17 protein-coding genes are annotated in these 24,231 nt (G+C 35.3%); 6 read left to right on the forward strand and 11 right to left on the reverse strand.

Going from position 1 to position 24,231, the window contains the following annotated elements; all coding sequences use genetic code 11:
* Positions 1–18 precede the first annotated feature (18 nt).
* The 4 genes from secDF to asnB all read right to left on the reverse strand — a co-directional run bounded on the left by secDF (position 19) and on the right by asnB (position 7,991).
* Entirely contained in the window at positions 19–2,985 is a 2,967-nt protein-coding gene (secDF, locus tag ICG50_RS10945) for a protein translocase subunit SecDF (protein WP_187660961.1), read from the reverse strand.
* A 225-nt stretch (positions 2,986–3,210) separates the two neighbouring features.
* A complete protein-coding gene (gene mdh / locus ICG50_RS10950; protein ID WP_187660962.1) occupies positions 3,211–4,146 on the reverse strand; it encodes a malate dehydrogenase in 936 nt (311 codons plus the stop codon).
* A 100-nt stretch (positions 4,147–4,246) separates the two neighbouring features.
* Positions 4,247–6,187, reverse strand: a complete 1,941-nt coding sequence (gene gyrB, locus ICG50_RS10955) for a DNA topoisomerase (ATP-hydrolyzing) subunit B (RefSeq protein ID WP_187660963.1) — start codon at positions 6,185–6,187, stop codon at positions 4,247–4,249.
* 187 nt (positions 6,188–6,374) lie between these two features.
* Complete coding sequence (gene asnB, locus ICG50_RS10960; RefSeq protein ID WP_187660964.1) at positions 6,375–7,991, reverse strand: asparagine synthase B; 1,617 nt, start codon at positions 7,989–7,991, stop codon at positions 6,375–6,377.
* A gap of 276 nt (positions 7,992–8,267) precedes the next feature.
* Here asnB and ICG50_RS10965 point away from each other — a divergent pair, with 276 nt between their 5' ends.
* Entirely contained in the window at positions 8,268–9,290 is a 1,023-nt protein-coding gene (locus ICG50_RS10965) for an acyltransferase family protein (protein WP_187660965.1), read from the forward strand.
* Positions 9,268–10,773 (forward strand): phosphoethanolamine transferase, encoded by a 1,506-nt coding sequence (locus ICG50_RS10970; RefSeq protein WP_187660966.1) that lies wholly within the window; start codon positions 9,268–9,270, stop codon positions 10,771–10,773. The genes ICG50_RS10965 and ICG50_RS10970 overlap by 23 nt, the downstream gene beginning before the upstream one ends.
* 1 nt (position 10,774) lies before the next feature.
* Here the strand turns inward: ICG50_RS10970 and ICG50_RS10975 are convergent, their stop codons facing one another.
* The 3 genes from ICG50_RS10975 to ICG50_RS10985 form a co-directional block, all read right to left on the reverse strand.
* A complete protein-coding gene (locus ICG50_RS10975; protein ID WP_187660967.1) occupies positions 10,775–11,218 on the reverse strand; it encodes a hypothetical protein in 444 nt (147 codons plus the stop codon).
* 80 nt (positions 11,219–11,298) lie between these two features.
* Positions 11,299–13,020 (reverse strand): TonB-dependent receptor, encoded by a 1,722-nt coding sequence (locus ICG50_RS10980; protein ID WP_187660968.1) that lies wholly within the window; start codon positions 13,018–13,020, stop codon positions 11,299–11,301.
* Positions 13,021–13,073: 53 nt separating this feature from the next.
* On the reverse strand, positions 13,074–16,088 hold the full coding sequence (locus tag ICG50_RS10985; protein WP_187660969.1) for a tetratricopeptide repeat protein: 3,015 nt from the start codon (positions 16,086–16,088) through the stop codon (positions 13,074–13,076).
* 284 nt (positions 16,089–16,372) lie between these two features.
* On the opposite strand from ICG50_RS10985, the gene ICG50_RS10990 reads away from it, so the two are divergent.
* The gene (locus ICG50_RS10990) at positions 16,373–17,056 is read left to right on the forward strand and encodes a cell division ATP-binding protein FtsE (RefSeq protein ID WP_187660970.1); all 684 of its coding nucleotides are present in this window, start codon (positions 16,373–16,375) and stop codon (positions 17,054–17,056) included.
* On the opposite strand, the gene ICG50_RS10995 is transcribed toward ICG50_RS10990, so the two are convergent.
* Positions 17,025–18,284, reverse strand: coding sequence for an ArnT family glycosyltransferase (locus ICG50_RS10995; RefSeq protein WP_187660971.1), 1,260 nt, complete (start codon positions 18,282–18,284; stop codon positions 17,025–17,027). The genes ICG50_RS10990 and ICG50_RS10995 overlap by 32 nt on opposite strands.
* A 196-nt stretch (positions 18,285–18,480) precedes the next feature.
* Between ICG50_RS10995 and ICG50_RS11000 the strand changes: the two genes are divergently transcribed.
* Together ICG50_RS11000 and ICG50_RS11005 are read left to right on the forward strand one after the other, a co-directional pair.
* Complete coding sequence (locus ICG50_RS11000; RefSeq protein WP_187660972.1) at positions 18,481–19,377, forward strand: glycosyltransferase family 2 protein; 897 nt, start codon at positions 18,481–18,483, stop codon at positions 19,375–19,377.
* A complete protein-coding gene (locus ICG50_RS11005) occupies positions 19,377–20,303 on the forward strand; it encodes a glycosyltransferase family 2 protein (protein ID WP_187660973.1) in 927 nt (308 codons plus the stop codon). Before ICG50_RS11000 ends, ICG50_RS11005 begins: the two co-directional genes overlap by 1 nt.
* Here ICG50_RS11005 and ICG50_RS11010 read toward each other — a convergent pair.
* Both ICG50_RS11010 and ICG50_RS11015 read right to left on the reverse strand, forming a co-directional pair.
* The gene (locus tag ICG50_RS11010; protein ID WP_187660974.1) at positions 20,289–20,693 is read right to left on the reverse strand and encodes a sugar 3,4-ketoisomerase; all 405 of its coding nucleotides are present in this window, start codon (positions 20,691–20,693) and stop codon (positions 20,289–20,291) included. The genes ICG50_RS11005 and ICG50_RS11010 overlap by 15 nt on opposite strands.
* Complete coding sequence (locus ICG50_RS11015) at positions 20,686–21,774, reverse strand: glycosyltransferase (protein ID WP_187660975.1); 1,089 nt, start codon at positions 21,772–21,774, stop codon at positions 20,686–20,688. The genes ICG50_RS11010 and ICG50_RS11015 overlap by 8 nt, the downstream gene beginning before the upstream one ends.
* A gap of 45 nt (positions 21,775–21,819) precedes the next feature.
* Between ICG50_RS11015 and ICG50_RS11020 the strand changes: the two genes are divergently transcribed.
* Entirely contained in the window at positions 21,820–22,950 is a 1,131-nt protein-coding gene (locus ICG50_RS11020; protein ID WP_187660976.1) for a glycosyltransferase, read from the forward strand.
* Between the two features lie 3 nt (positions 22,951–22,953).
* Here the strand turns inward: ICG50_RS11020 and ICG50_RS11025 are convergent, their stop codons facing one another.
* The gene (locus ICG50_RS11025) at positions 22,954–24,231 is read right to left on the reverse strand and encodes an O-antigen translocase (RefSeq protein WP_187660977.1); all 1,278 of its coding nucleotides are present in this window, start codon (positions 24,229–24,231) and stop codon (positions 22,954–22,956) included.

Consider the following 24,231-nt stretch of genomic DNA (forward strand, 5'->3'; position numbering starts at 1 on the left):
TCTATAGTTAAACTATGCTTAATTTCCTGTGTGACGGCTTTCGATTTCATCAACCTCTTTCTTGCTCATAGTATCATATACAACCGGAGTTGCAATGAATAGAGAAGAGTAAGTACCGACAACGATACCAACCAACATAGCGAAGATAAATCCTCTGATAGATTCACCACCAAAAATAAACATGATTAACAATACTAAAATCATTGTTAAGGACGTGTTGATTGTTCTTGAAAGTGTAGTGTTAATAGAAGCGTTTACCACATCTTTAAAATTACCTTTTACATTTCCGGCTAAGAACTCTCTTACCCTGTCAAATACAATTACGGTATCATTCATGGAGTAACCAATAACGGTTAAGATGGCCGCAATAAAGTGCTGATCCATTTCCATATGGAACGGCATGTATTTGTACAATAAAGAATATAATCCTAATACAAATATAACATCGTGGAATACTGCCGCAATAGCACCTAATGAATACTGCCACTTACGGAAAGAGATTACCAAGTACAATCCAACTACTAACATAGCGCCAATTACAGCCCAAAAAGAGTTGGTTTTAATATCCGCAGAAATAGCGGCACCTACTTTTGAAGCTTGTAATACTCCTACTTTTTTCCCATCATAAGTATTGATGAAATTGTCATATGAAATATCTTCGTTGTAATATTTTTTCAAAGAGCTGTGTAGCTTCTCGTTTACTTCTTTGTCAACTTCAACACCATCTTCTTTGATTTTGTATTTGGTTGTCAATTTCAATTGGTTGTCGTCACCAAATACTTTAGCTTCAACTGCTACTCCAAAAGCAGCAGACAATTCCTCAGATACTTTTGTAGCTTCTACCGGTTTGTCAAACTTCACTTGGAAAGTTCTTCCTCCAACAAAATCAACACCTTCATCTAATCCGTTAAAATAGAAAGAAACACAACTTCCAACTACCACTAAAGTTGAGAATATATAAGACCATTTTCTAACTTTAATAAAGTCGAAATGAAAACCGGTAAACCAGTTTTTAGTCATTGGTGTACAGAACATCAAACTTCTGTTTTTAGCAATATCTCTATCAATAAAGATTCTTGCAATAAAGATGGAAGTAAACAATGAAGTGAAAATACCAATTAATAAAGTTAATGCGAATCCTTTAATTGGTCCGGTTCCAAATGTATATAAAATAGCTCCGGTCAAAACGTGTGTTACGTTAGCATCAATAATCGAACGCATAGCCCCTTTCCATCCATAAGAAGATTTTACGGCATCGGCTAAAGTTTTGCCTTCGCGTAATTCTTCTTTAGCTCTTTCATAGATAATGATGTTAGCATCAACCGCAGTACCTAATGTTAACACGATACCGGCAATACCTGGCAATGTTAATACGAAACCAAAACTGGCCATAACACCAAATAGGAAAAGTAAGTTTAACAACAAGGCAGCATTAGCATACCAACCTGCTCTACCATAATAGAACACCATCCATAAACAGACTAATAAGAAACCTACGATTGAAGAAGTCAAACCGGCATTGATAGCAATTTCTCCTAAGGATGGTCCAACAATTTCCGACTGGATGATTTCTGCAGTAGCTGGTAATTTTCCGGCTCTTAAAACGTTGGCTAAATCTTTAGTTTCAGCAACATCAAAACTTCCGGTAATTTCAGATCTTCCACCCGATATTGGCCCAGAAGTTACTCCCGGAGCAGAATAGACAACATCATCTAAAGCAATAGCAATAAACCCTTTTTGAGTGTAAGCATTATTGGTCAATCTTTCCCATTCTTTTGCCCCTGCACCATTCATTTGCATAGAAACGGCTGGTTTACCCATTTGGTCAAAAGTATCTCCGGCATCAACGATAACACCACCACCTAGAGGTGCAACGTCATCTTTGTTTCCTTTTAAAGCATATAAATCAACTGTAGTAGTTTCTTTTTTAGTTTTCGCATCTGTTTTGGTTACCGGTTTACCCCATACAAATTTGGCAAAACGTTTATCTCCTGGCAATAATGCTTTGATTTCATTACGCTTCAAGTAACCATTAACCGCGGCTGTATCTTTAGTATTAACAATCGCTAAAATTGGTCCACCACCAATAGAAACAAACTTATCAAACAAAGGGTTGTTTCCTTTTTTGGCTGTGGCTGAATCAGCCACTTTATCAGTTAATAATTTACTAAGTGAATCTTCCGCTTTTACTGCTTCAACTTTTTCGTCAACTTTTACAGTGGCTTTCAAAGCTTCATTAGCTTGTTGAAGGAATCCGCCCAACTCTTCCGCTTTGAAAGTTTCCCAGAATTCTAACTCTGCTTTGCTTGATACTAATTTCTTAATACGGTCAACGTCTTTTGCACCTGGTAACTCAATTAAGATTCTACCGGTTTGACCTAACTTAGCAATGTTAGGTTGGGTTACCCCAAATTTATCGATACGACTTCTCAATACCCCAAAGGCTGATTCTACTGACTCGTCTACTTTTCTTCTTAATACTTTTTGCACTTCTGCATCCGTAGAATTGAAATTCAACTCGTTGTCATCAAAATTTCTGTTGGCAAAAATATCCGGAGAAGCTAGTTTTGTAGTTCCTTTATTGGCTTCAAACGCTTCAAAGAAGGCATCCAAATAAGATTGGTTTCCTTTTTGATTGGCTTTGGCATCTTCCAAAGACTTGTTGAAAACAGGGTTTTTTGAATTGTTTGACAATTGTACCAAAACATCTTTAACCGAAATTTGAAGAATTACGTTAATTCCTCCTTCAAGGTCAAGACCTTTGTTAATCTGTTTGTCTTTCACATCATTGTAAGTGAAAAAATCAAGAAAAACTTTTTCTTTTCCTATGGAGTCAAGATATCTGATTTCTTTTTCAGGATTTCCTCCTGCGAAGTTTTTGGCATCATCTTTTACTTTATTGGCCACAAAAGTGAATGAAAGTTGGTAGATGCTTACCAAGGCAAATAGAATTGCGAAAAATTTAACTAGTCCTTTATTCTGCATTATTACTAAAAATTAATTAATTCTGGTTTTGTTATTGTTTTACATAAAGCAAAAACTATTGAAATTCAAAACATTATACGTTAAAGTATTGAATTTACAACAATTCCCTTTTTTATGAAACGTGCAAATATATAATTATAGATAAGATTAACCAATATTTTCATGATTAATATCAAAAAAAAGACTGCAAAGTTTGCAGTCTCTTTTTTATATTACCTTAATATATTATGCTAAATGAGATTTTAAGTCATTATTCATGTTGCGAACGGCATCTGCACTCTTAGCAAACAAAGCTTTTTCAGCCTCATTTAAGTTGATGTCAACGATTTTTTCGATACCGTTTTTACCAATGATACAAGGCACACCAATACAGATGTCACTTTGACCATATTCGCCTTCTAAATAAACCGAACACGGAATCATTTTGTGTTGGTCATTCAAAATAGCATCCACCAAATAGGCTACCGAAGCACCCGGCGCATACCAAGCTGAAGTTCCTAATAACCCTGTCAACGTTGCGCCACCAACCATAGTGTCAGCCGCTACTTTTGTCAATTCGTCCTCAGACAAAAATTGAGAAACCGGCACTCCGTTATAAGAAGCCAATCTCGTTAACGGAATCATAGTCGTATCTCCGTGACCACCAATTACCATTCCTTGAATATCATTGGCAGGTTTGTCAAGGGCTAAAGACAAATACGTTTTAAAACGTGAACTGTCTAAAGTACCACCCATACCGATGATTCTGTTTTTTGGTAAACCCAATGATTTATAAGTCAAGTAAGTCATCGTATCCATTGGGTTAGATACAATTACAAAAATCGCATTAGGGGAATTCTGCAATAAATTTTCCGCCACCGATTTCACGATTCCGGCGTTGATTCCGATTAACTCTTCACGAGTCATTCCCGGTTTTCTCGGAATTCCCGAGGTAATTACTACCACGTCGCTTCCGGCTGTTTTTGCATAATCATTAGTACTTCCAACTACTTTAGTATTGAACCCTAAAGTCGTTTGCGTTTGCGTGATGTCTAATGCTTTTCCTTCAGCAAAACCTTCTCTAATATCCACCAACACAATTTCGCTGGCAATTCTTCTGTAAGCAATCGCATCGGCACATGTTGCCCCAACGTTTCCTGCTCCTACAATCGTAACTTTCATTTTTGTTATTTTAAATTATAAATTTTGAATTTTAAATTGTTGTGTTGTAAATTTTGAATTTCAATCATTTAAAATTTAGAATTCAAAATTTAAAAATAAATTATGCGTCGATTTTAGCATAAACCGCATTTTTCTCAATAAACTCTCTACGTGGCGGTACTTCGTCACCCATTAACATGGAGAAAACTCTATCGGCTTCGGCCAAACTATCGATAGTAACTTGACGCAACGTTCTGTAATTCGGATCCATCGTAGTTTCCCACAATTGCTCAGCGTTCATCTCTCCCAAACCTTTGTAACGTTGGATGGCAGCGCTTCCGCCCATTCTTTCGTTGGCTGAATCGCGTTGGTCATCGTTCCAAGCGTATTCTTTTTTGTTTCCTTTTTTCACCAAATACAAAGGTGGCGCAGCGATATACACGTGTCCGCCTTCGATTAATTCTTTCATAAAACGGAAGAAGAAAGTCAAAATCAAAGTAGAAATGTGACTACCATCAACGTCGGCATCACACATGATGATTACTTTGTGGTAACGCAATTTTTCTAAGTTCAAGGCTTTGGAATCTTCTTCGGTACCGATTGTAACTCCAAGAGCGGTGAATATATTTCGAATCTCTTCGTTTTCAAATACTTTGTGGTGCATGGCTTTTTCCACGTTCAAAATCTTACCTCGCAAAGGCAAAATCGCTTGGAAGTTACGGTCACGACCTTGTTTAGCCGTTCCACCTGCCGAATCTCCCTCGACTAGATAAACCTCACATTTTGCAGGATCTTGTTCTGAACAATCAGATAATTTCCCTGGTAAACCACCACCACCTAGAACGGTTTTGCGTTGTACCATTTCACGGGCTTTTTTAGCGGCGTGACGGGCTTGTGCTGCAAGTATAACCTTTTGCACAATGATTCGGGCATCATTTGGATTTTCTTCCAAATAGTTTTCTAACATTTCCGCAACGGCTTGAGAAACCGGAGAAACTACTTCTCTGTTACCCAATTTGGTTTTGGTTTGGCCTTCAAACTGTGGCTCTTGCACTTTTACCGAAATAATCGCGGTCAATCCTTCACGGAAGTCATCACCCGAAATTTCGAATTTTAGTTTTTCCAACAAACCAGAAGCATCAGCATACTTTTTCAACGTACGGGTCAATCCCATACGGAAACCTTGCAAGTGCGTTCCACCTTCGTGTGTGTTGATATTATTTACATAGGAGAAAATGTTCTCTGCATAACTTTCGTTGTATATCAAAGCGACTTCCACCGGAATTTCGCCTTTTTCATGCTCCATGCTGATTACGTGGCTGATGATTGGCACACGATTTCCATCAAGGAAACGAACGAATTCTTTCAATCCTTCTTGTGAATGAAAAACTTCGCCTTCGAAATCGCCATTTTCTTTGGTATGTCTTCTGTCGGTTAGAGTAATCGTGATTCCTTTGTTCAAAAACGAAAGCTCACGCATACGTCCGGCCAAAGTATCATAAGAATATTCTAAAGTTTGGGTAAATATAGAAGCATCCGGTTTGAAAGTAACGGTTGTTCCTCTTTTGGTCGTTTCGCCAATTTGCTTAACAGGGTACATTGATTTTCCTCTTTCGTACTCTTGCTCGTATACTTTTCCGTCACGGAAAACTGTCGCTCGCAAATGGTCAGATAACGCGTTCACACACGAAACCCCAACACCGTGTAAACCTCCGGAAACTTTATAGGAATCTTTATCAAATTTTCCTCCGGCTCCGATTTTGGTCATTACCACCTCTAAAGCCGAAACGCCTTCTTTTTTATGCATATCAACCGGAATACCACGACCATTGTCTTCTACGGTAACCGAATTGTCTTCATTAATAATTACACTGATGGTATCACAATGTCCAGCTAAAGCCTCATCAATCGAGTTGTCTACGACTTCGTAAACCAAGTGATGCAACCCTCTGACTCCGGTATCTCCAATGTACATGGAAGGACGCATTCTTACGTGCTCCATTCCTTCTAACGCCTGAATACTATCAGCTGAATAATTGTTCTTTTTAATCTCGTCGCTCATATAAATTTATCGTAAAAAATGTGATTTTTGTCTAACACGCAAATATATAAAAACACATAGGATTTCCTATTGAAAAAAGGGTTTAAAACCTTTAAGTTATTAACATTTTTGGCATGATTTCAACAAAAAAACGCCCGCCAAAAATGACGGACGTTCTTTAACAAACAAACTAAACTTCAATCTAAACTCAAACGCTAACGCTTGGTTTTGCTATTTCAACATCTGCTTGGACGTGAGCTGCGTTTGCTCTTCCGCTTGGATCTTGATTTTCTTGCCATTTTGGTATCCATTTGCGGACCGTTTGCGCCGCGCTGACCTGTGGATAATATTTATGGAAAATAGTTCTGTAAAAATAGGCTTCTTTCGTGGCCGGAGTATTGTATGGGAAAAGCATTGTAGCTTGTTCCATTTGTTCATCGGTAACTTGTGAAGAACAATATTCAATCAAAGTGTCAATCCAGTTATAACCTACTCCATCCGAGAATTGCTCTTTCTGACGCCACAATACTTCATCCGGAAGATATGGTTGTTCAGGGGTATCGAAGGCTTTTCTTAAGATATATTTTTCTTTTCCGTCATAAGTCTTTGGCTGTTTTTCTTCGCCTTTGATTTTCATGGCAACATCTAAGAATGCTTTGTCTAAAAACGGTACACGAGCTTCTAATCCGTGCGCCATCGTTGATTTATCAGCACGAAGTAAATCGGCTGTAAATAACTTTTGCACTCTTTCGATGGTTTCTTTGGTAAAATCTTCAGTGCTTGGCGCATTTCTGAAGTACAAATATCCTCCGAAAACCTCATCGGCACCTTCACCAGAAAGTACCACTTTGATTCCCATATCGGTAATCGCTTTGGATAAAAAATACATCGGTGTACTGGCTCTTACCGAAGTCACATCATAAGTTTCCAAATGCCAAATCAATTTGTCCAAAATTTCAATTCCTTGTTCGATAGTAAAATGAATTTCATGGTGTTTAGTCCCTAAAAATTCGGCTACTTTTCTTGCCGCTTTGGCATCCGGTGCCTCTGCATCTAAACCTATGGAAAAGGAGTGTAATTCTTTTCCTTTTTCTTTTAACAAACGTGCTGCTATAGATGATGTTAAAGAAGAATCTAATCCTCCTGAAAGCAAAACACCAATCGGCACATCACTCATTAATCTTTTGCGTGTGGCTTCGGTTAACGATTCTCTTAAAGCGGTATAATCAACCTCAGCATCACAAGTAGTATAATCTTCGTATTCCGGTGTGTAATATTTCACAAAACCGGTTTCTGCGGTGTAATAATGTCCCGGAGGAAAAGTGGAAAACGTTTTGCATTGGTCGGCAATCGGCTTCATTTCGGAAGCAAAATACATTCGACCTCTTTCATCCACACCATAATATAAAGGCTTCACGCCTAGCGGATCACGACCGGCAATATAATCATCGCCATCAATCACCACGAAAGCAAAATCGCCATCTAATAAATGAACAAAATCGTAACCAAACTTCTCATACAAATGCACAATAACCTCTGAATCCGATTTGGAACGAAACACATGGTCTTTTAGAATTGTATCTCTTAATTCTTGATGGTTATAAATTTCGCCATTGTGAACCATCCAAGCTGTTGTACAACCTTGAATAGGCTGTCTTCCTGAATGTAAATCTATAATAGACAACCGTTCGTGACTTAAAATGTGTCCGTTTTCGGTAACATGGATATCACTTTCATCCGGTCCGCGATGAGACATTCTTTTCGAAAGTTGTTTTACCAACTGTTCGTCTTTTCCTTTTCCAATAATGGCTAATATTCCGCACATACTCTTTTCTTTAAAATCTAACTTTATTCATTTGATAAAGCAAAAGTGACATATTCATTTTAATACGAAAACAAAAAAAGAGTTATTGGTTATAATTTGTAACTTAAAATTAAAATATAAATTAATTATGCAATTAAACATGTAAAAAAGACCGCCTTTAAGTAAGAATTTATAAAAGAGGCGAGTTATTCATCAAACAATTAGTAGAAAAGTACTCAAACATTCTAAAACATTATTCTATATTTGGTCAAAATCAAGTCAAGCATAAACTATTTTATGAATTATAAAGACTTTTTAAATAAAGATTCCACAGCCAATCGGATAAGTTGGGTTGATCAAGTCAAAGGCCTTACGATTTTTTTGGTGGTGTATGGACATAATTTTCCATTCAACGAAAAATACATTTACAGCTTTCATATGCCTTTGTTCATTATGATGGCCGGCTTTTTTCATCCTACTGTTTCAAATTGGGATAGTTTAAAAAAAAGAGTTACAACTATTCTTGTTCCTTACTTTTTGTGGAGTTTTATTTTATTTGCGATTTGGTTTTTCATCACAAGTAAATATGGTGACAATCTTCAATACAATCTTTCGCCTCTTAACAACTTCATAGGTATATTTTATTCCCAAGGCGGAAGAGATTATATGGATTGGGGAATTCCCATGTGGTTTTTACCGGCCTTATTTATGACTTTTTTGATTTTCCACGGGTTGCGTAAAATTAAAAACAACATTTTGTTTTATTGCCTTTTGACACTAATTCCAATTGGAGGATTTGTTTATTCGAGGCTTACCAATATTAATCTACCCTGGAGTATTACTATCGCCATGGTGGCTTTAGTTTTTTATGCCTTTGGATTCTATGCCTTTCCAAAAATAAATGCTGTGACTAAAAAAGCGAGTATTGTTTTAGCTATAATTTTAGGTGTAATCCATTTTTCACTTAACTATTACAATGTTAAAATTGATATGTACCGAGCCATTTACGGAAACGAATTCTTTTTTACAGTAAACGGTATTTTAGGAAGTTTATTTGTGTTGTTCTTTTTCAAAGCCTTTCCGGTTTTCCGGTTTTTAGCCTTTATCGGAAAGTTTTCATTGACAATCTTGGCTTTACAACTTTTGGCATTGACTTTTATAAAAGCAATTCTTTTATATGGATTAGGTCAAAGTGATTTTAATTTCTCGGAATGGGAACGATTTTTCTATGCTATTTTACAAATCATAATAATGATTCCCGTATTTTTTATCATCAATAAGTATTTACCAATTCTAAATGGAGGTTTTAAAAAAATATAAAAATCAATTGGTTTTTCATTTGTTTTTGAATTTTGCTTTTGCTCTTTTCATCACTTTTGCTTCCTATTACCATCTTCCATTGTATACTTTAAGTGATATCAGTTTTTACTTGTTTCACTTTTTAGCCTTGCAATTTTCGATATTTGGTTTTTTATACTTTTTAAGTATTAATAAATACTTGTTCCGATTTTTATTCCCCATCGTATTTTTGTTTTTTTCTTGTGTAGCTTATTGGGTCTATTTTCAAGATATAGCCATCTCACACAGCATCATTCAGGTTTCATTAGAAACAAAAGCCGATATCGTTATGGATTTAATCAGTATTCCATTTCTACTCTATCTCCTTTCTTCCATAATAGCACTGATTTTTATCCTTAAATATTACAATAAATTAAAAGTAAACCAGCTAAAATCTCCTTTAACAATATTGGCTATAGTAGCTGTATTTAGCTACTCTTTAGTTGAAAATTACAGATTTGGAACATTCAACAGAAGATTACCTTATAATGTTATTTCTTCGTCGAAAGCGTATTTTGAAAAAAACAGTCTTATTTTAAAGCCAATCGACCAAACCATAAAAGCCAATATTGATAGTTTGAATGTGGTATTCATACTTGGAGAAAGTGTAAGAGCCGACCATCTGCAATTGAACGGTTACCAAAGAAAAACAATGCCGTTATTATCAAAAAGAAAGAACATCATCAGCTTTCCGAACGCTTATACACCTTTAACTTACACCGCGATTAGTGTTCCGCAAATACTGACGAATGCTACACTTACCGATGATTACAGTCGGCCAAAGTATTCTCTAATTGATATTCTGAACCACGCCCATATTCAAACGAATTGGATTGGCAATCAAACTCCAGAAAAAAGCTATGAAATATTTATAGAGCAATCGAGGTTCCAAAAAATAATTGACCCGTTACATTCCGAATTGAGTTTTCAAAAAGACTATGACGATAAAATGCTTCCGGTTTTCAAAACCCTTTTTAAACCCAATCAAAACCAGTTTACCATCTTACACATGATGGGAAGCCATTGGTGGTATGAAACGAGATATCCTGATGCGTTTAGAAAATTCCAACCCGTTATCAAAAGCAAACACATCCCTTCCAACACTAGTGAAGAAATGATTAACGCTTATGACAATACGATTTTATATTTGGATTATTTCATCAATGAAGTGATTCAGCTGGTCGAAAAGCAAAACTCAAATACCCTAGTTATCTATTTGGCTGACCACGGAGAACTTTTGGGTGAAGATAATTTGTGGCTGCATGCCCAAACCGGAAAAGCTAGTGAAAATCCGGCGATGATTATTTGGTATTCAGAAGGTTTTAAAGAAAAACATCCGGAAACCGTTTTAAAGTTGAAACAAAAACAAAACGCAAAAACCGACTTGGATTTCTTTTTTCACAGCATTTTGAATTTATACCAAATTGAAGGGATTGAATACAATAAGAAAAAAGTAATTTTTTAATCTATTCAACCGATTCGATCTGATAGGGTTTTCCATTCATATCAAATTCAAATCCGATGGAATTCCCCATCAATTTACTACCTAATGGCGATTGCGGTGAAAGTGCAAAAATGGTTTTACTGTCAACAGTGATTTTTGGCAAAGCCGAACTGATAAAAAGCAACATCCCATTGGCTTGTACTAAACTGCCCAAAGCCACTTTTTGATGTTTGTTAGAAGCTTCAATTTTGTCAAGAACCGCTTTCTGTTCCAGAATTTCTTTGAGTTTGTGATTGAGTTTTTCTTGTTCCAAATGCATCATCGATAAGGCAGTTTCGTGTTTATCACCTGCCGAACCTTTAGCATCATTTTGCGCATCAACCGTCAAGCCGGAAATCATGTCTTGAAAAACATCAATTCGGTCTTGGACTAACTGTTTGTAGTAGTGAAGAACTTCTTGTTTCATGGCAGATTTTTGGATTATTAGACTGCTTAGATTACTAGATTTTGTCTAAGTCAGTCTAAGAAGTCTAACTGTCTAATTATCTAAAAATCAAATTTATAACTCGCACCGCCTAGTACTTGCAATCCTTGAACCGGATAATTCAACCATCTTTGGTAGTCTTGGTTGGCTAGGTTATTTCCTTTTAAGAAAAAGGTCAAACGCTCGCTGTATTTAAACCCAACATGAGCATTTAAATCGAAATAACTATCCAAAGTTACATCTTGAATTGGATAATCAATCAATAACGAACTGCGGATGAATTGGTCTTTTCTTTCTCCGACAAAAAACAAGCTGGTTCCTGCGTACCATTTTGGAGTAATATTGACATCTAAATTAGTCCCAACTTTTATTCCCGGTAAATTCCAAGCTTCCCCTTGAGCATCCATAGTGTAACTATTGAAAGTTCCGTTGATACCAAAAGTTACATTTTTAGAAAAATCGGCTTTCAATTCACCAAAGAAACTTAAAGTCTTTACGTTATCATATAATACATTGAAAGAATTTCCAAAAGTATAACCATCGGTATTTCCATTGTTTTCGTCAAAACCATAGCTTTTGAATAATGGTTTATTTTCTTCACTCAAATAGGAACCGCGGATATTATAACTCACGCTATTGGCCAGTTTTCCTTTCAACCCAACATACACATCAAACTTCTGATCGGTTGGTGCTATACCTAATGTTGGCGCGACAAAGAAATTCTCTTGAACAAAATCGTGGTAAGAATTTTGCTTTAATGCGCCTTCAATTCCGGCATAGAAAATCATTATATCGCCAACAACTCTATACGAACCGGTAATTTGCGGATAAATAAAGAATTTGCTTTCTCCTTCTTCTTGAGCGGCGCTGTAAAAGAAACCAACTCCGGCATTGATAGTCAAATCGTCTTTTTGAATTTTAACACTCGGTTGGAAACCAACATTGGTAAAACCATATTTATGACCCGTATTTCCGGATATGTCTTGATCAAAGGAACCACTGATGTAATCTAAAATAAAGTCAGCTTTAATTTTTTGTTCTACTATATCGAATTCTAAGGATGGCTTGGCTACAAAACGATTTTCAGCTGAACCAAAAGCATCCCAAAAACGACTGAATTTAATCGAACTTTCTTTTAAAACGTTGCTCAAGCCCAATCTTCCTCCAACATACAACGTATGATAAGTTTGTTGCTCATCGATAGTTTCAAGGGTTGCATCGGTTAGCGTACCCGGATAAAAACCATACCAATTGTAGATTTGGTGATTGTAACCTAAATCCGCATTCCAATTCATGTTTTTGGTTCGGCTTCCGTAGGTTAAATCTAAAGCCGTATTCATGAATTTATCATCTAAAACGACGTTTTCAATTCCGCCTTGGGACGAACTGTGACGCAACATTCCCCCAAAATAATCGGTGTTGCTTACGTTTTCGGTTACAAATAATTCGACATTGGCTGTACCGTAATTTCCGGCTGCTAAAGTCAAATAATTGCTGAAGATTTTCTCTTCAGGCGATTTGTCTACGTTGGCTGCTTTTCCTTTAGAAGGCGCAAAAGTAGAAGCTACCGGAAAAGAAAAAATATTGTACTTGATGTTTTCTTTTTTCTGTGTTTCTTCGTCGTCTAATGTTGGTGTTTCCTTTACTTTAAAAGCATCGGAAATTGTAGGCGTGTAAGGTTTTACCACGTTCACTACTTCGGTTCCAATATTATCGTCTTTCTTTTGAGAGAAAGAGAATTGGGTTAAAAAGAACAGGACTACTATATATTTTACTTGTTTCATATCTATTTAAAAATTACAAAAGGTTCGAAAAAAACCAAAAGTTTTACAGCGATTTATTCGGTTATTGAGGAATTCGTTTTGGCGGCCTCGCCTTTAATAATATCCAATTCAGTTTGCGCTTCCGCAACAATATCTTCGTAGGAAGCAAAGTTTTTAATTACACTGTCCAAAATAGAAGTAGCGCTGAAATTGTCTTTCAATTGGTAATAGTTTTTTGCCATTACAATCAACCCTTTGGCACCAAAATACTTGTAACCGGAATAGTCTTTGGCCAACTTCTGCACCGTTTTATTCGAATCTTCATACTTGCCGTCTTTATTTTTAAAATACGCTTCATAATACAAGGCTTCGGCAGCTAATTCTCCTTTAGCAATGGTTAACAATTTGGCATAAGCCACACGAGCTTTAGCCTCATCATTCACTTGAATAGCCGCACGAGCTACTATAATTTGGGCGTCACTTTTAACTTTATTGTCAGTTTTGGGATTGGCTAAAACTTTATCTGCGTAAACTACAGCATTAGCGTAATCCTTTTGTTCGTAGTATGTACGCATTAAATTGGCTTGTGCAAAAGTCACGTTTTGAGGAAAATCGGCTTCTGTTTCCAAGCGTTTCAATACTGGAGTTGCTTTAATATAATCGTTTTTCTTTAAGTGAATTTCGGCCAAACGCGCTAAAGATTGTTCGGTAAATTCATTTCTCGATTTACTTATTACATAGTCGTAACCCGCAACAGAATTACTTTCCAAACCGTCAGCATAATAAGATTGTGCCAAATAGAAATTGGCTTTCAGAGCATGAATTCCGTTTGGAAATTTAGACACATAACCGCTTAAACTCGATATCGCTTGTTTGGTATTATTTTGCAAATATTGCTTTTCAGCAGCTTCGTAAGTATCGTTATCCAATTCGGCATCAGATACTTCTACAAAATCCAAAGTTCTTACCCAAGACGCATATTCGTCAACTTTTCCTTTGTCTATATAAATTAAACGCGCAGTCGAAACCGCTTCTAATGCCTCAGGAGATTTTGGATAATCCGCTGCTACTTTTTTAAATTTGGTTAAAGCCAAATCTTCTTTTTGAGCGTTATAATAGACTAAACCCTGACGCAAAACCGCTTTTGAAGCAAATGAGCCATTTTTGAATTCGGTTAGCAATTGGTCATAAGTTTTTACCGCCAAATCGGTTTTATTTTCATTTACGTAAGTGTTTCCCAGCTCAAACAAAGCGTCATCACGGTATTTTGATGTTTTGAAATTTTGCAAGAACTTATTAAAATCTTCAATTTTCTTATCATTACGCGAAACAAAACCATAGCTCAAAGCTTTTTGGAAGGCAGCATAATCAGCGTCAATCCCTTTCATTTCGATGGCTTTGTTGTAGGCATCCATAGCGGGCCAATATTTGGAAGTTACAAAACGCGAATCACCCAAACGCAAATAAGTATCATTCAAACGCACTTTATCCTCTTTACTAACGTCGATAAAACTTTGGAAATAATTTCCGGCTTGTTCGTATTCTTTTTGCTTAAAATAAGCATAAGCTATATTGTAATTGATGTTTTTGTATTCCGGCGTTTCTTTTGCGGAATCATACCCTGCAAATTGTTTGAAACTCAACAAAGCTTCATTAAAATTATCTAAAACATATTCGGTTTCGCCTTTCCAGAAAGTAGCTCTGGCAGTGAATTTTTCGTTTCTTGGCGTAGCGATTGACTTTTTGAACATGCTCAAAGCTTCTTTGTAATTGCCATCAGTATACAATTCTATTCCGCGGTAGAATGTCACTTTTTGGTATGCCGCTTTGTTGGATTCCGTATTGTTTTTTTCCAATAACGTCAAAGCGTCTTTGTAATTTTTAGAAGTGATGTACGAATTGATTAACAACGATTCAATTTCAACTTTGCTAGGTGAATTCGGATATTTGGCCAAAAACGATGACAATACATCCGGAACGGATTGGTAAGAATTTCCGATTTCGTAACTCAGTTTGGCATAATTCAAATTGGCATCTTCCTGAATTTGTGGGTCAAAATCCATTTCCGAAGCACTTTTGAATGCGTTTAATGCCTGTTGTTTTTTATCAGTTTTGAAATAACATTCGCCTAAATGATAGTAGCCATTTTGGGCAACCGAATCTTTCCCATCTATAATTTTATTGAACTGCAGTATGGCATTTTCATAATCTTTTTGCATGTAGTAAGTGTACCCCAATTGGTAATAATCGGTATTACTCCATTTGCCTTTCTTACCGCGATATTCTTTTAAGTAAGGCAATGCTTTATCGTATTGTTTCAAATTGAAATAGCTTTCGCCGATGATTTTATTCAATTCCGATTTCTCAGCAGCATTGGAATTAGGCATAGCCACTAAACCGGCTTGGATGGCTTGCTCAAATTCACCGGCTTTGAAATGCATGTCGGCTTTGAAATAGGACAATTTTTCTTTGTATTTTTCTTCGTTTTCTACTTTTTGAAAATACTTATTAGCCTCTTGGTAATTGTTGTCTTCATATTTTATGAATCCTAAGTAGTAATTAGCTTGTGCGCCATATTCTTTTGAATTCAATACCTTTTTAAAGTAAGCATCTGCTTCTTTTTTATTGCCTGCCGTAAAATAAGCATAGCCTTTTTGGAACGTAAATTTTTCAGTTTGTTCGTAGGTCAAAGCGCTTTCATCTACTTTGTCAAAATATTGCAATGCTTGAGGAAATTTCCCTTGTTCGAAATAATATTGGGCTACTTCGATATACGCCTGATTTTGCTTCGAACTTGTCGGATAATCGGCAACGAATTTCTCCATTAACTCGTCTGCATTATTTTGGTTCAAATGAATCGCACAGTTAGCAATATAATAAGCACATTCCGACTGAACATCTTCGGCTTTGCTGTCTTGTTTGACTCTTTCGAATAAAATTTGGGCGGATTGGTACTGCTTGTCCTTATACAATAAAATGGCCTTATCGAATTCGGATAAATCATGGGTATAAATAGCAGATTGTTGGGCAGAAACTGTTGAAAATCCGGCAACAGTCATTAGAAAACATAACATTAAAACACTTCGCATGGTCTTTATTTTTACTTATCCAAAAATATTACTCTATACACTATAACGTCAAAACTATGCCATTTATTATAAACATTCTTTTAAACAATTTGAATTTACAATTTGGGTATTGAGAATTAAGAGTTTAAAAAAATAAACCTCCTTAATTTTATGATTTCCTTTGGATTTGTATCAAAACCATTCCCTAAACTTTTATTGCTTAGTTTATCAAAATTGTTTTTAGAAAATATATTTTGAATTCAAGCCTTATCTTTATTACTTTTACCCCATAAACCCAATTACACATGTCACAAACAGTTTTATCTTTAAAAAACGTTACGATTTATCAGGAAAAGAAAGTGATTTTATCACAAGTCAACTTGGAAGTGAAAGAAGGCGAATTCCTTTATATCATTGGTAAAACAGGTACGGGTAAAAGTAGTTTCATGAAAACTTTATACGGAGATTTACCTTTAACTGAAGGTTCCGGAAACATTGTAGGCTATGATTTGGTTAACCTAAAAGAAAACGACATTCCGTTTTTAAGAAGAAAGATTGGAATTGTTTTTCAGGATTTCCAATTGTTGCATGACCGAAGTGTAAACAAAAACATGCTTTTCGTTTTAAAAGCCACTGGTTGGACTGACGAAAAAGCCATGCAAGATAAAATCGATGAAGTTTTAGAAAAAGTGGGTTTAAAAGGAATTGCCAACAAAATGCCACACCAACTATCGGGTGGAGAACAACAAAGAGTCGCCATTGCCAGAGCTTTGTTAAATGATCCGGAATTGATTTTAGCGGATGAACCCACAGGAAATTTGGACCCGCAAACCAGCGCTGAAGTATTGGCGGTCTTGAAAAAAATCAACGAAAACGGCAAAACGGTAATCATGGCTACGCACGATTATGCGGTGATTATGAAATTCCCATCGAAAACATTAAAATGCGAGGACAATACTATTTTTGAAGTCGTTCAGAAGACGGTTTAAGCCCATTCCTATCGGTTAAAAATTTAGCTAAAAGCAAAATCACAAACGGAAAAGTTATCAGGTGAAATCTATCGCCTTGTCCACAAGAAACTCCGGATAAGACAATTATGTAGGTTATAAAGAATGCTATAAAAAAGTAAAATTTATCTTTTCTGTAATACTTCCATAAAAAATAAGCTGACAATAAAATCGCCAGTAAAGTAAAGACTCGATTTTGCCATTTGGTCATTTCAAAAACAAAAGCCTTCCAAAACAAAAAGTTGTCTTTTTTCTCGTGATTTAACAAATCTTTAATACAGGCATTTCCGGAAACGGCATTATCCTTTATATCATCTGCGAATGCTTTAATAACATTCGGAAAATTAGTTCTAATTTGACGCTTTGCATCTTCAAATGCAATCTTTTTTTGATTAGGAAAACTTAAGCTAAATAAATAGTCTGCTCTCGTATTGTTAATTTGACTGTATTCTTTGCCATTCTTAAAGCATTCCGCTTTGCTGAAAAGATAATTGTGATAAGTAACCCCATCAATGTAACTAATTGTAAAATCGCCATACTGCACTTTCATACCAACGACTTGAATGGATATCATCAACAAACTTCCATAAATGAAAACCATACTTTTTGAAGCATAGTTTTTTATGATTTCTCTAATAAAAAACAAGGTAATGATTATGGCTAAAAACTTAGCGCCCGGTTTGACCAGCATACTTGACAACAGCAAGGACAAGGATAGGGACAAATACCAAAACTTAGCCGTTTTATAATATTGGAACAAGCAATAAAAAGCCAACATGATAAAAAAAACAAAAATGTTTTCAGTGAGAATATGAAAATTAAGTATGATGTTGCCTAAAATGAAAAACGGCAGAATGGCAAATACGAAAGCGTATTTTTCTTTGACAAAATGCTTCGCAATTTCAAATAAAAGTAACGATGTTCCTAACCAACAAAAAACATTAACCCACAAACTCCATTGAAAAATTCCGGCATCAGAACTGCCAAACAAATAAGGAAATCCTGTGATGAAGGCCATTACCATCGGTCTGTAATAATGTCCGGTAAATTTGTGATACATCTTTTGGGCCGATTCCAAATAATTATCACAATCGGGATAAACCAGAGTTTGCCGGTCTAATTGCAACAAAAAATTTACTCCTTCCAAGCAAATCAAACCCACCAAAATAATGAGTAAATGATAACGGTATTTTTTCAGTAAGGCACTCAATCTTCGTTTACTTTTGGTGAATATTATGATTTTAATTTGTGCAATTTGGCAAGAGTAAATAACTAAAACTAAAATTACAAAAAGCAGCAGTAGGATACTTATCCATAAGATTTAGTAAATCAATTAGGTTCTTAGCGTTACTTTTACCAAAAAATATATTTCTTTGTAAAGGTATTATTAAATTCCGTTTTCGTAAATGATTTCAATCCTTATTCCAACCTACAACTTCAATACATTGCCTTTAGTACAGGAATTGCACAAGCAAATTCTAGTGGAAAATATTAAATTTGAAATCATTGTTCAGGATGATGCTTCTCCGATTAACGAAAATACAAAAATCAATACTAAGATTAACCAATTGGAAAACTGTCGATTTGAGCGCAATGAAACCAATTTAGGTCGTGGACAAAACAGAAATGCATTGGTAACCAAAGCGCAATACGATTGGATTTTACTGATGGATTGTGATATGTTTCCCAAAAGTAAAAACTTCATCAAAATTTATTTAAAAAGCATTCAGAAAGAAGATCGAAAAGCGGTTTTCGGTGGTATCATTTATTTTGATGAGAAACCGAAAGACGATGAAGTATTGCGTTGGATTTTTGGCAAGAACAGAGAAGAAATTCCGTTGAAAAAAAGGCTGACCAATCCCTATCATTACACTTTAATTTCGAATATTTTAGTCCAAAAAAAATGGGTAATGGAACATCCTTTCGACCAGAATATTTACAATTACGGCTATGAAGATGTGGTTTTTATCTTAGGCTTTAAAAGCAATGACATTCCGATAACACATATTGAGAATCCGGCTTTTCACCTGAATTTAGAAAAATCGAAAGTTTTTTTAGATAAAACGCACCATTCGTTGCAAAATTTAAAACACATCATCGACAAGAAAATTATTGAACCCAATGATACAGCTTTGATTAAAATGTACACCAGAATTGAAAAATTAAAATTGGTCAAAACGGCCGCTTTTATCTTTAAAATTTTCAGAAAGAGATTCATTAAAAACCTTCTTTCTAAAAATCCGTCTATATTCCTATTTGACGTTTATCGTTTGGGTTATTTTTGTCAACTAAACTCACGCTGATGGCCTATTTTTCGATCATTATTCCGGTTTATAACAAAGAAAAATTTGTATTCAAAACGCTGAAAAGTATTTTAGCACAAACCTATTCCGACTATGAAATTATTATCGTTAACGATGGTTCAACTGACAATAGCGAAACTATTATACAATCTTTTAAAGACCATCGAATTCAATATTTTTCAAAAGAAAACGAAGGAGTTGCCGTAGCCAGAAACTATGGATTAGCCAAAGCCCGAGGCGAATACATTTGTTTTTTAGATGCTGATGATTTTTGGTATCCTATTTTTTTGGAAACCCTGTATTCCTATTGCAAAAAACTTCCGGAGCAAAAAGTTTTGGCTTGCGCGATTGAAATTGAAACCATCCACAAAACCTTTCCGGCGCAGTATTCTATTGAACAAAAATCAGACTATGAAATTGTAAATTTCTTTGATGCCAGCCAAAAAGAATGCGTGCTTTGGACCTCAAGTTCGGTTTTTCATCATAGTGTTTTTGAAAAGGCTGGCCATTTTGACACGCAAATTAAAAAAGGCGAAGACACTGAATTGTGGATTCGAATCGGCTTGCAATATCCGATTGTTTTTATTTGGCAGATTTTAGCCAAATATGTATACGACAAAAGCAGTGTTTCCCGCAATCTTACCTACTTTTTTGAACCCTATACTTTTGAAAAATACGCTGTTGAAGAAAAAAAGAATCCTAAATTAAAACACTATTTAGATTTGAACCGATTTTCAGCCGTAATCAAATGCAAACTAGGCGGTGATTATAAAAATGCAAAATTGATTTACAATGAAATTGATTTGGACAAAATAGGTTGGAAAAAGACCATTTTAATGGAGTTACCTAATGTAGTTTTAAAGTCTCTAATTGGTTTCAAAAACTTTTTGGCCCAAATAGGCATAGGAAAATCAGTTTTTAGATAATAGAAACTCTTTGTAATCTCGTATATAATCGGCTTCTACAAAAACATCCGAAGCAATAACCAAACAAACGGAACCGGAAGAAAAATTCTCCAATTCTCTCCAAAGACCACTTGGAATCAACAATCCTTGATTGGGTTTGTTTAAAGTAACCTTCTTTTCACTTTGACCATCATGCAATACCACATCGAAACTACCGCTTAAAGCCACCAAAAACTCTTGCTGCTCTTTATGAGAATGACCGCCACGTTTGCTACCACTTGGCACATCATATAAATAATAAACACGCTTCATTTCAAACGGAATGACTTCATTTTCAATAACGGAAAGGTTGCCACGCGTATCGTGAACTTTAGGAATTTCGATGATTTTAGCGTCGTTGGTATTAGTCATTTGCTTTCAATAAATTTTGCCATTGTTGGGCAATGGTTGTCAAAGATAAATGTTCTACACTTTTCTTGGCATTATTTTTACAATTTTGGTATAAATTTTCGTCTTCAATCATCAAACTCATGGCTTCCGCCAAGGCTTTCGGGTTGTGATTTTCTACTAACAATCCGTTGACCTTATTTTGAACAATTTCTCTTGGACCGGTTTCACAATCAACAGAAATTACTGGCGTTCCAACGGCTAAAGATTCCACCAATGACATCGGAAACCCTTCGAAATGGCTTGTCAAAACTGTAGCTTTCGCATTTTGAATGTAAGGAACAATGTCTTTTTGAAAAGGCAACAATTGCACAAAATTTTCAAGATTTTTACTTTTAATTTTACCCCAAATGGCTTCTTTATCGGATCCATCGCCTACTAAGAGTAAATAAATATTTTTCTCTTGCAATTTTGACATTTCATAGGCTTCAATTAACAAAGTCAAGTTTTTAATTTTGTCTTCCAATCGTCCAAAAAAGATAAAATAACTTTGCGGAGTATTCGTTGGTTTTTCAATAACGGCTTCAGTAAATACAATTGGATTATAAATAGTGGTTGTATTGGTAAATCCGTATTCTTCTTTAACCTTATGCTCAATTTCATTGGAAACAAAAACCAATTGTGTTGCTTTTTGATAGAGATATTTGGCCCAAAAAACAGATTTCGGCAAATACATTTCGATATCCGAACTGTGAATCATGAAATAGGTTTTTCGGTTGCCATAAATCCATTTGGTAAATAGTTCACGCATCAACATTGGTCTTGAACGAATATCGATAATAGTATCGATTTGGTTTTCGTGTAGATAGTTAGCAATATACTTCCCTTTTTTTATCGCTCTAAAAACTCCTTTATCATTAGCAAACAATCGACCTAAATTGACCAATTCCCCTTGATAATCATAACTAACAAAATCTAAAATGATGATGTGATGAACTTGATACCCTAAATTATGCAACATCAATCCTAACAAACTGGCAAAACGCTCAGCGCCGCCAACACCAAGGGAAGCGGAAACTATAGCGATTTTATTGTTGTTTTTCATTTCTTACTTATATTGCAGAGATATTTTTTCAAATATAGCAAGATAATGAAGATTTTACTCATTGGAGAATACAGTCGACTGCATAATTCTTTAAAAGAAGGGTTACAAGTATTGGGAAATGAAGTGACTCTCTTAGGATTTAAAGATGGTTTCAAGGATTTTCCGGTGGATTTTCCTTTGGTTAAAAAATGGGATTACGGTTTTTTAAAAAAAATTAAACTAGCGGTTTTAAAACTGACCGGATATGACATTTCTTCTTATCTAACATATAAACAATTTAAGCAAAATCAAAAGCATTTCAAAGGGTTTGATGTGGTGCAACTTATCAATGAACATAGTTTTTTTTGCGATTACCCACACGAGAAAAAGATTTTAGACTATCTTTTCAAAAACAATAAAAAGGTCTTTTTACTTTCAGCCGGAGATGATTATACTTATGTCAATTATAACTTTAATCATCCCGAAAATCCATCTATCGTTCAACCTTATTTGAATGGTAAAATTGTAGACAATGACTTTTCGAATGTTTTAAAATTCAAAAGGAAATCGTTTAAAAAACTGCATGAATTCATTTACCAAAACATTCAAGGTGTCATGGCAACCGACATCGATTATCACATTCCGTTGCAAAATCATCCCAATTATTTAGGATTGATTCCCAGTCCGATAAACCTAACCAAATTTCCGAAAAGAGAACTGAAAATTGGTGACAGAATCATTATTTTTCATGGAATTAATCGAGGAAGTTATTATAAAAAAGGGAATGATTTTTTTGAAAAAGCATTGGCCATTATCCAGCAAAAATACCAAGACAAAATTGATGTTTTTGTAACTGAAAATGTACCTTACAACGATTACATTAACAGGTACAATCAGGCGCATATCGTTTTAGACCAATTATACGGTCACGATCAAGGCAGCAACGCCTTGGAAGCGATGGCCAAAGGCAAAGTGGTTTTTACCAACGCGAGCGAAATTTTTGAAAATCATTATAAGTTAATCGAAAAAGTAGCTGTAAATGCGCTACCTGATGTAGATTATTTGGTGGTACAATTGTCCAACTTAATTGAAAATCCGGAAGAGTTAAAAAATATGGGACAACGAGCCCGAAAGTTTATTGAAAAAGAACATGACTACTTAAAGATTGCTCAACACTATTTGGCCATTTGGAAATAAAAACTACTGGTCTTTTGACTTGATGAATACTTTTCGAAACATCAGTAAAACTAAAACCAACGCCACTACATTGGCATAAAAATAAGCTTTGACAACACCTTCCACCGCTGAGGCTTTCATTAGAAAAACTGCCAATACAAAATAAGATATATTAAAGACAATTTCAACCAGAAAATAGCGTTTCATCATGGTTTTGACCAAAATTTGGAATCCAAATGCCAATGTCATTATTTTGATAAAATCGCCTGCCAATTGCCAAATCAGTAACTCATTGACACTTGAAAATGCTTCGGTAAAAGCCATTTCTAAGATGATGCTTTTGGCCCAATAAACCATAACCAACATTAAGAAGAACAAAGGAACAAAGACTTTAAAATAGGATTTGAGTTCGGCTTTGAATTCGCTTTCAGTATGAATTGAGGCCAACTTGGGCATATAATACAGTGACAAACCCGAGCTGAAAAACATCATATAAAAACTCGATAATCGGTTGACCGCGTCCCAAATTCCGGCTTCTTCTATAGAGTGTGATTGCACTATAGCATTACGGATAAAAAGTAAGGTCATAGGCACGGCAAAAGCACTCAATAATGCCATTACAGAAAATCTTTTGATGACTTTGAGGTATTTTGGGCTAATTAATTTTTGCAAATCAAAACGAAAAGATTCTTTGTCTTGACGAACGAATAAAAAAGTAACCATTACCATTAACATTTCGCCGATAGCAATGGATAATAACCCTCCGAAGATTTGCTTTTGCCAAATTAAAAATGCCGTGATTCCGAAGACCAAAATATTGGAGACTATCTGAATAAAAACAATTTTTTTATACCGCTCTAGACCGTTGTATATCGCCAGCCAAAAAGTATTAATTACCATTAAAGGCAATAACAAAGCGAAGAAACGTATTGGAATCGTATAGCTATTTGTAAAGAAAAGAAAATCAGAAATAGGTTCGGCGAATGCTAAAACCAAAATCCCCATAATTGACGAAATCGCTAAAAACAACCAAAAAAAGGTTGAATATATCACCGAGAGTTCCTGCTTGTCTTCCTTATTTTCAACAAAGAGTTTGACTATGGAATTGCTGACACCCAATGTGGCCATCGATTTGATCATTGAGGCGAAATTTCGAAAACTGCCCATCAAAGCCATACCCGAAGCACCCAGAAAAACGGCTATAATTTTAGAAGAAATAATACCCAATACAAAATTCACTGCAACCGAAACGGAATTCAGCGACAAAACCTTTAGTAGTGTATTTTGTTGGAGTAGTTTCAA

The sequence above is a fragment of the Flavobacterium buctense genome (assembly GCF_014486695.1).
Taxonomy (GTDB): Bacteria; Bacteroidota; Bacteroidia; order Flavobacteriales; family Flavobacteriaceae; genus Flavobacterium; species Flavobacterium buctense.

Coding starts and splice junctions, on each gene's coding strand:
- asnB (WP_187660964.1), bottom strand. CDS start 7,991: ATGTGCGGAATATTAGCCATTATTGGAAAAGGAAAAGACGAACAGTTG.
- ICG50_RS11010 (WP_187660974.1), bottom strand. CDS start 20,693: ATGACTAATACCAACGACGCTAAAATCATCGAAATTCCTAAAGTTCAC.
- ICG50_RS11015 (WP_187660975.1), bottom strand. CDS start 21,774: ATGAAAAACAACAATAAAATCGCTATAGTTTCCGCTTCCCTTGGTGTT.
- mdh (WP_187660962.1), bottom strand. CDS start 4,146: ATGAAAGTTACGATTGTAGGAGCAGGAAACGTTGGGGCAACATGTGCC.
- secDF (WP_187660961.1), bottom strand. CDS start 2,985: ATGCAGAATAAAGGACTAGTTAAATTTTTCGCAATTCTATTTGCCTTG.
- ICG50_RS10970 (WP_187660966.1), top strand. CDS start 9,268: ATGGAGGTTTTAAAAAAATATAAAAATCAATTGGTTTTTCATTTGTTT.
- gyrB (WP_187660963.1), bottom strand. CDS start 6,187: ATGAGCGACGAGATTAAAAAGAACAATTATTCAGCTGATAGTATTCAG.
- ICG50_RS10980 (WP_187660968.1), bottom strand. CDS start 13,020: ATGAAACAAGTAAAATATATAGTAGTCCTGTTCTTTTTAACCCAATTC.
- ICG50_RS10990 (WP_187660970.1), top strand. CDS start 16,373: ATGTCACAAACAGTTTTATCTTTAAAAAACGTTACGATTTATCAGGAA.
- ICG50_RS11020 (WP_187660976.1), top strand. CDS start 21,820: ATGAAGATTTTACTCATTGGAGAATACAGTCGACTGCATAATTCTTTA.
- ICG50_RS10975 (WP_187660967.1), bottom strand. CDS start 11,218: ATGAAACAAGAAGTTCTTCACTACTACAAACAGTTAGTCCAAGACCGA.
- ICG50_RS11000 (WP_187660972.1), top strand. CDS start 18,481: ATGATTTCAATCCTTATTCCAACCTACAACTTCAATACATTGCCTTTA.
- ICG50_RS10985 (WP_187660969.1), bottom strand. CDS start 16,088: ATGCGAAGTGTTTTAATGTTATGTTTTCTAATGACTGTTGCCGGATTT.
- ICG50_RS11005 (WP_187660973.1), top strand. CDS start 19,377: ATGGCCTATTTTTCGATCATTATTCCGGTTTATAACAAAGAAAAATTT.
- ICG50_RS10965 (WP_187660965.1), top strand. CDS start 8,268: ATGAATTATAAAGACTTTTTAAATAAAGATTCCACAGCCAATCGGATA.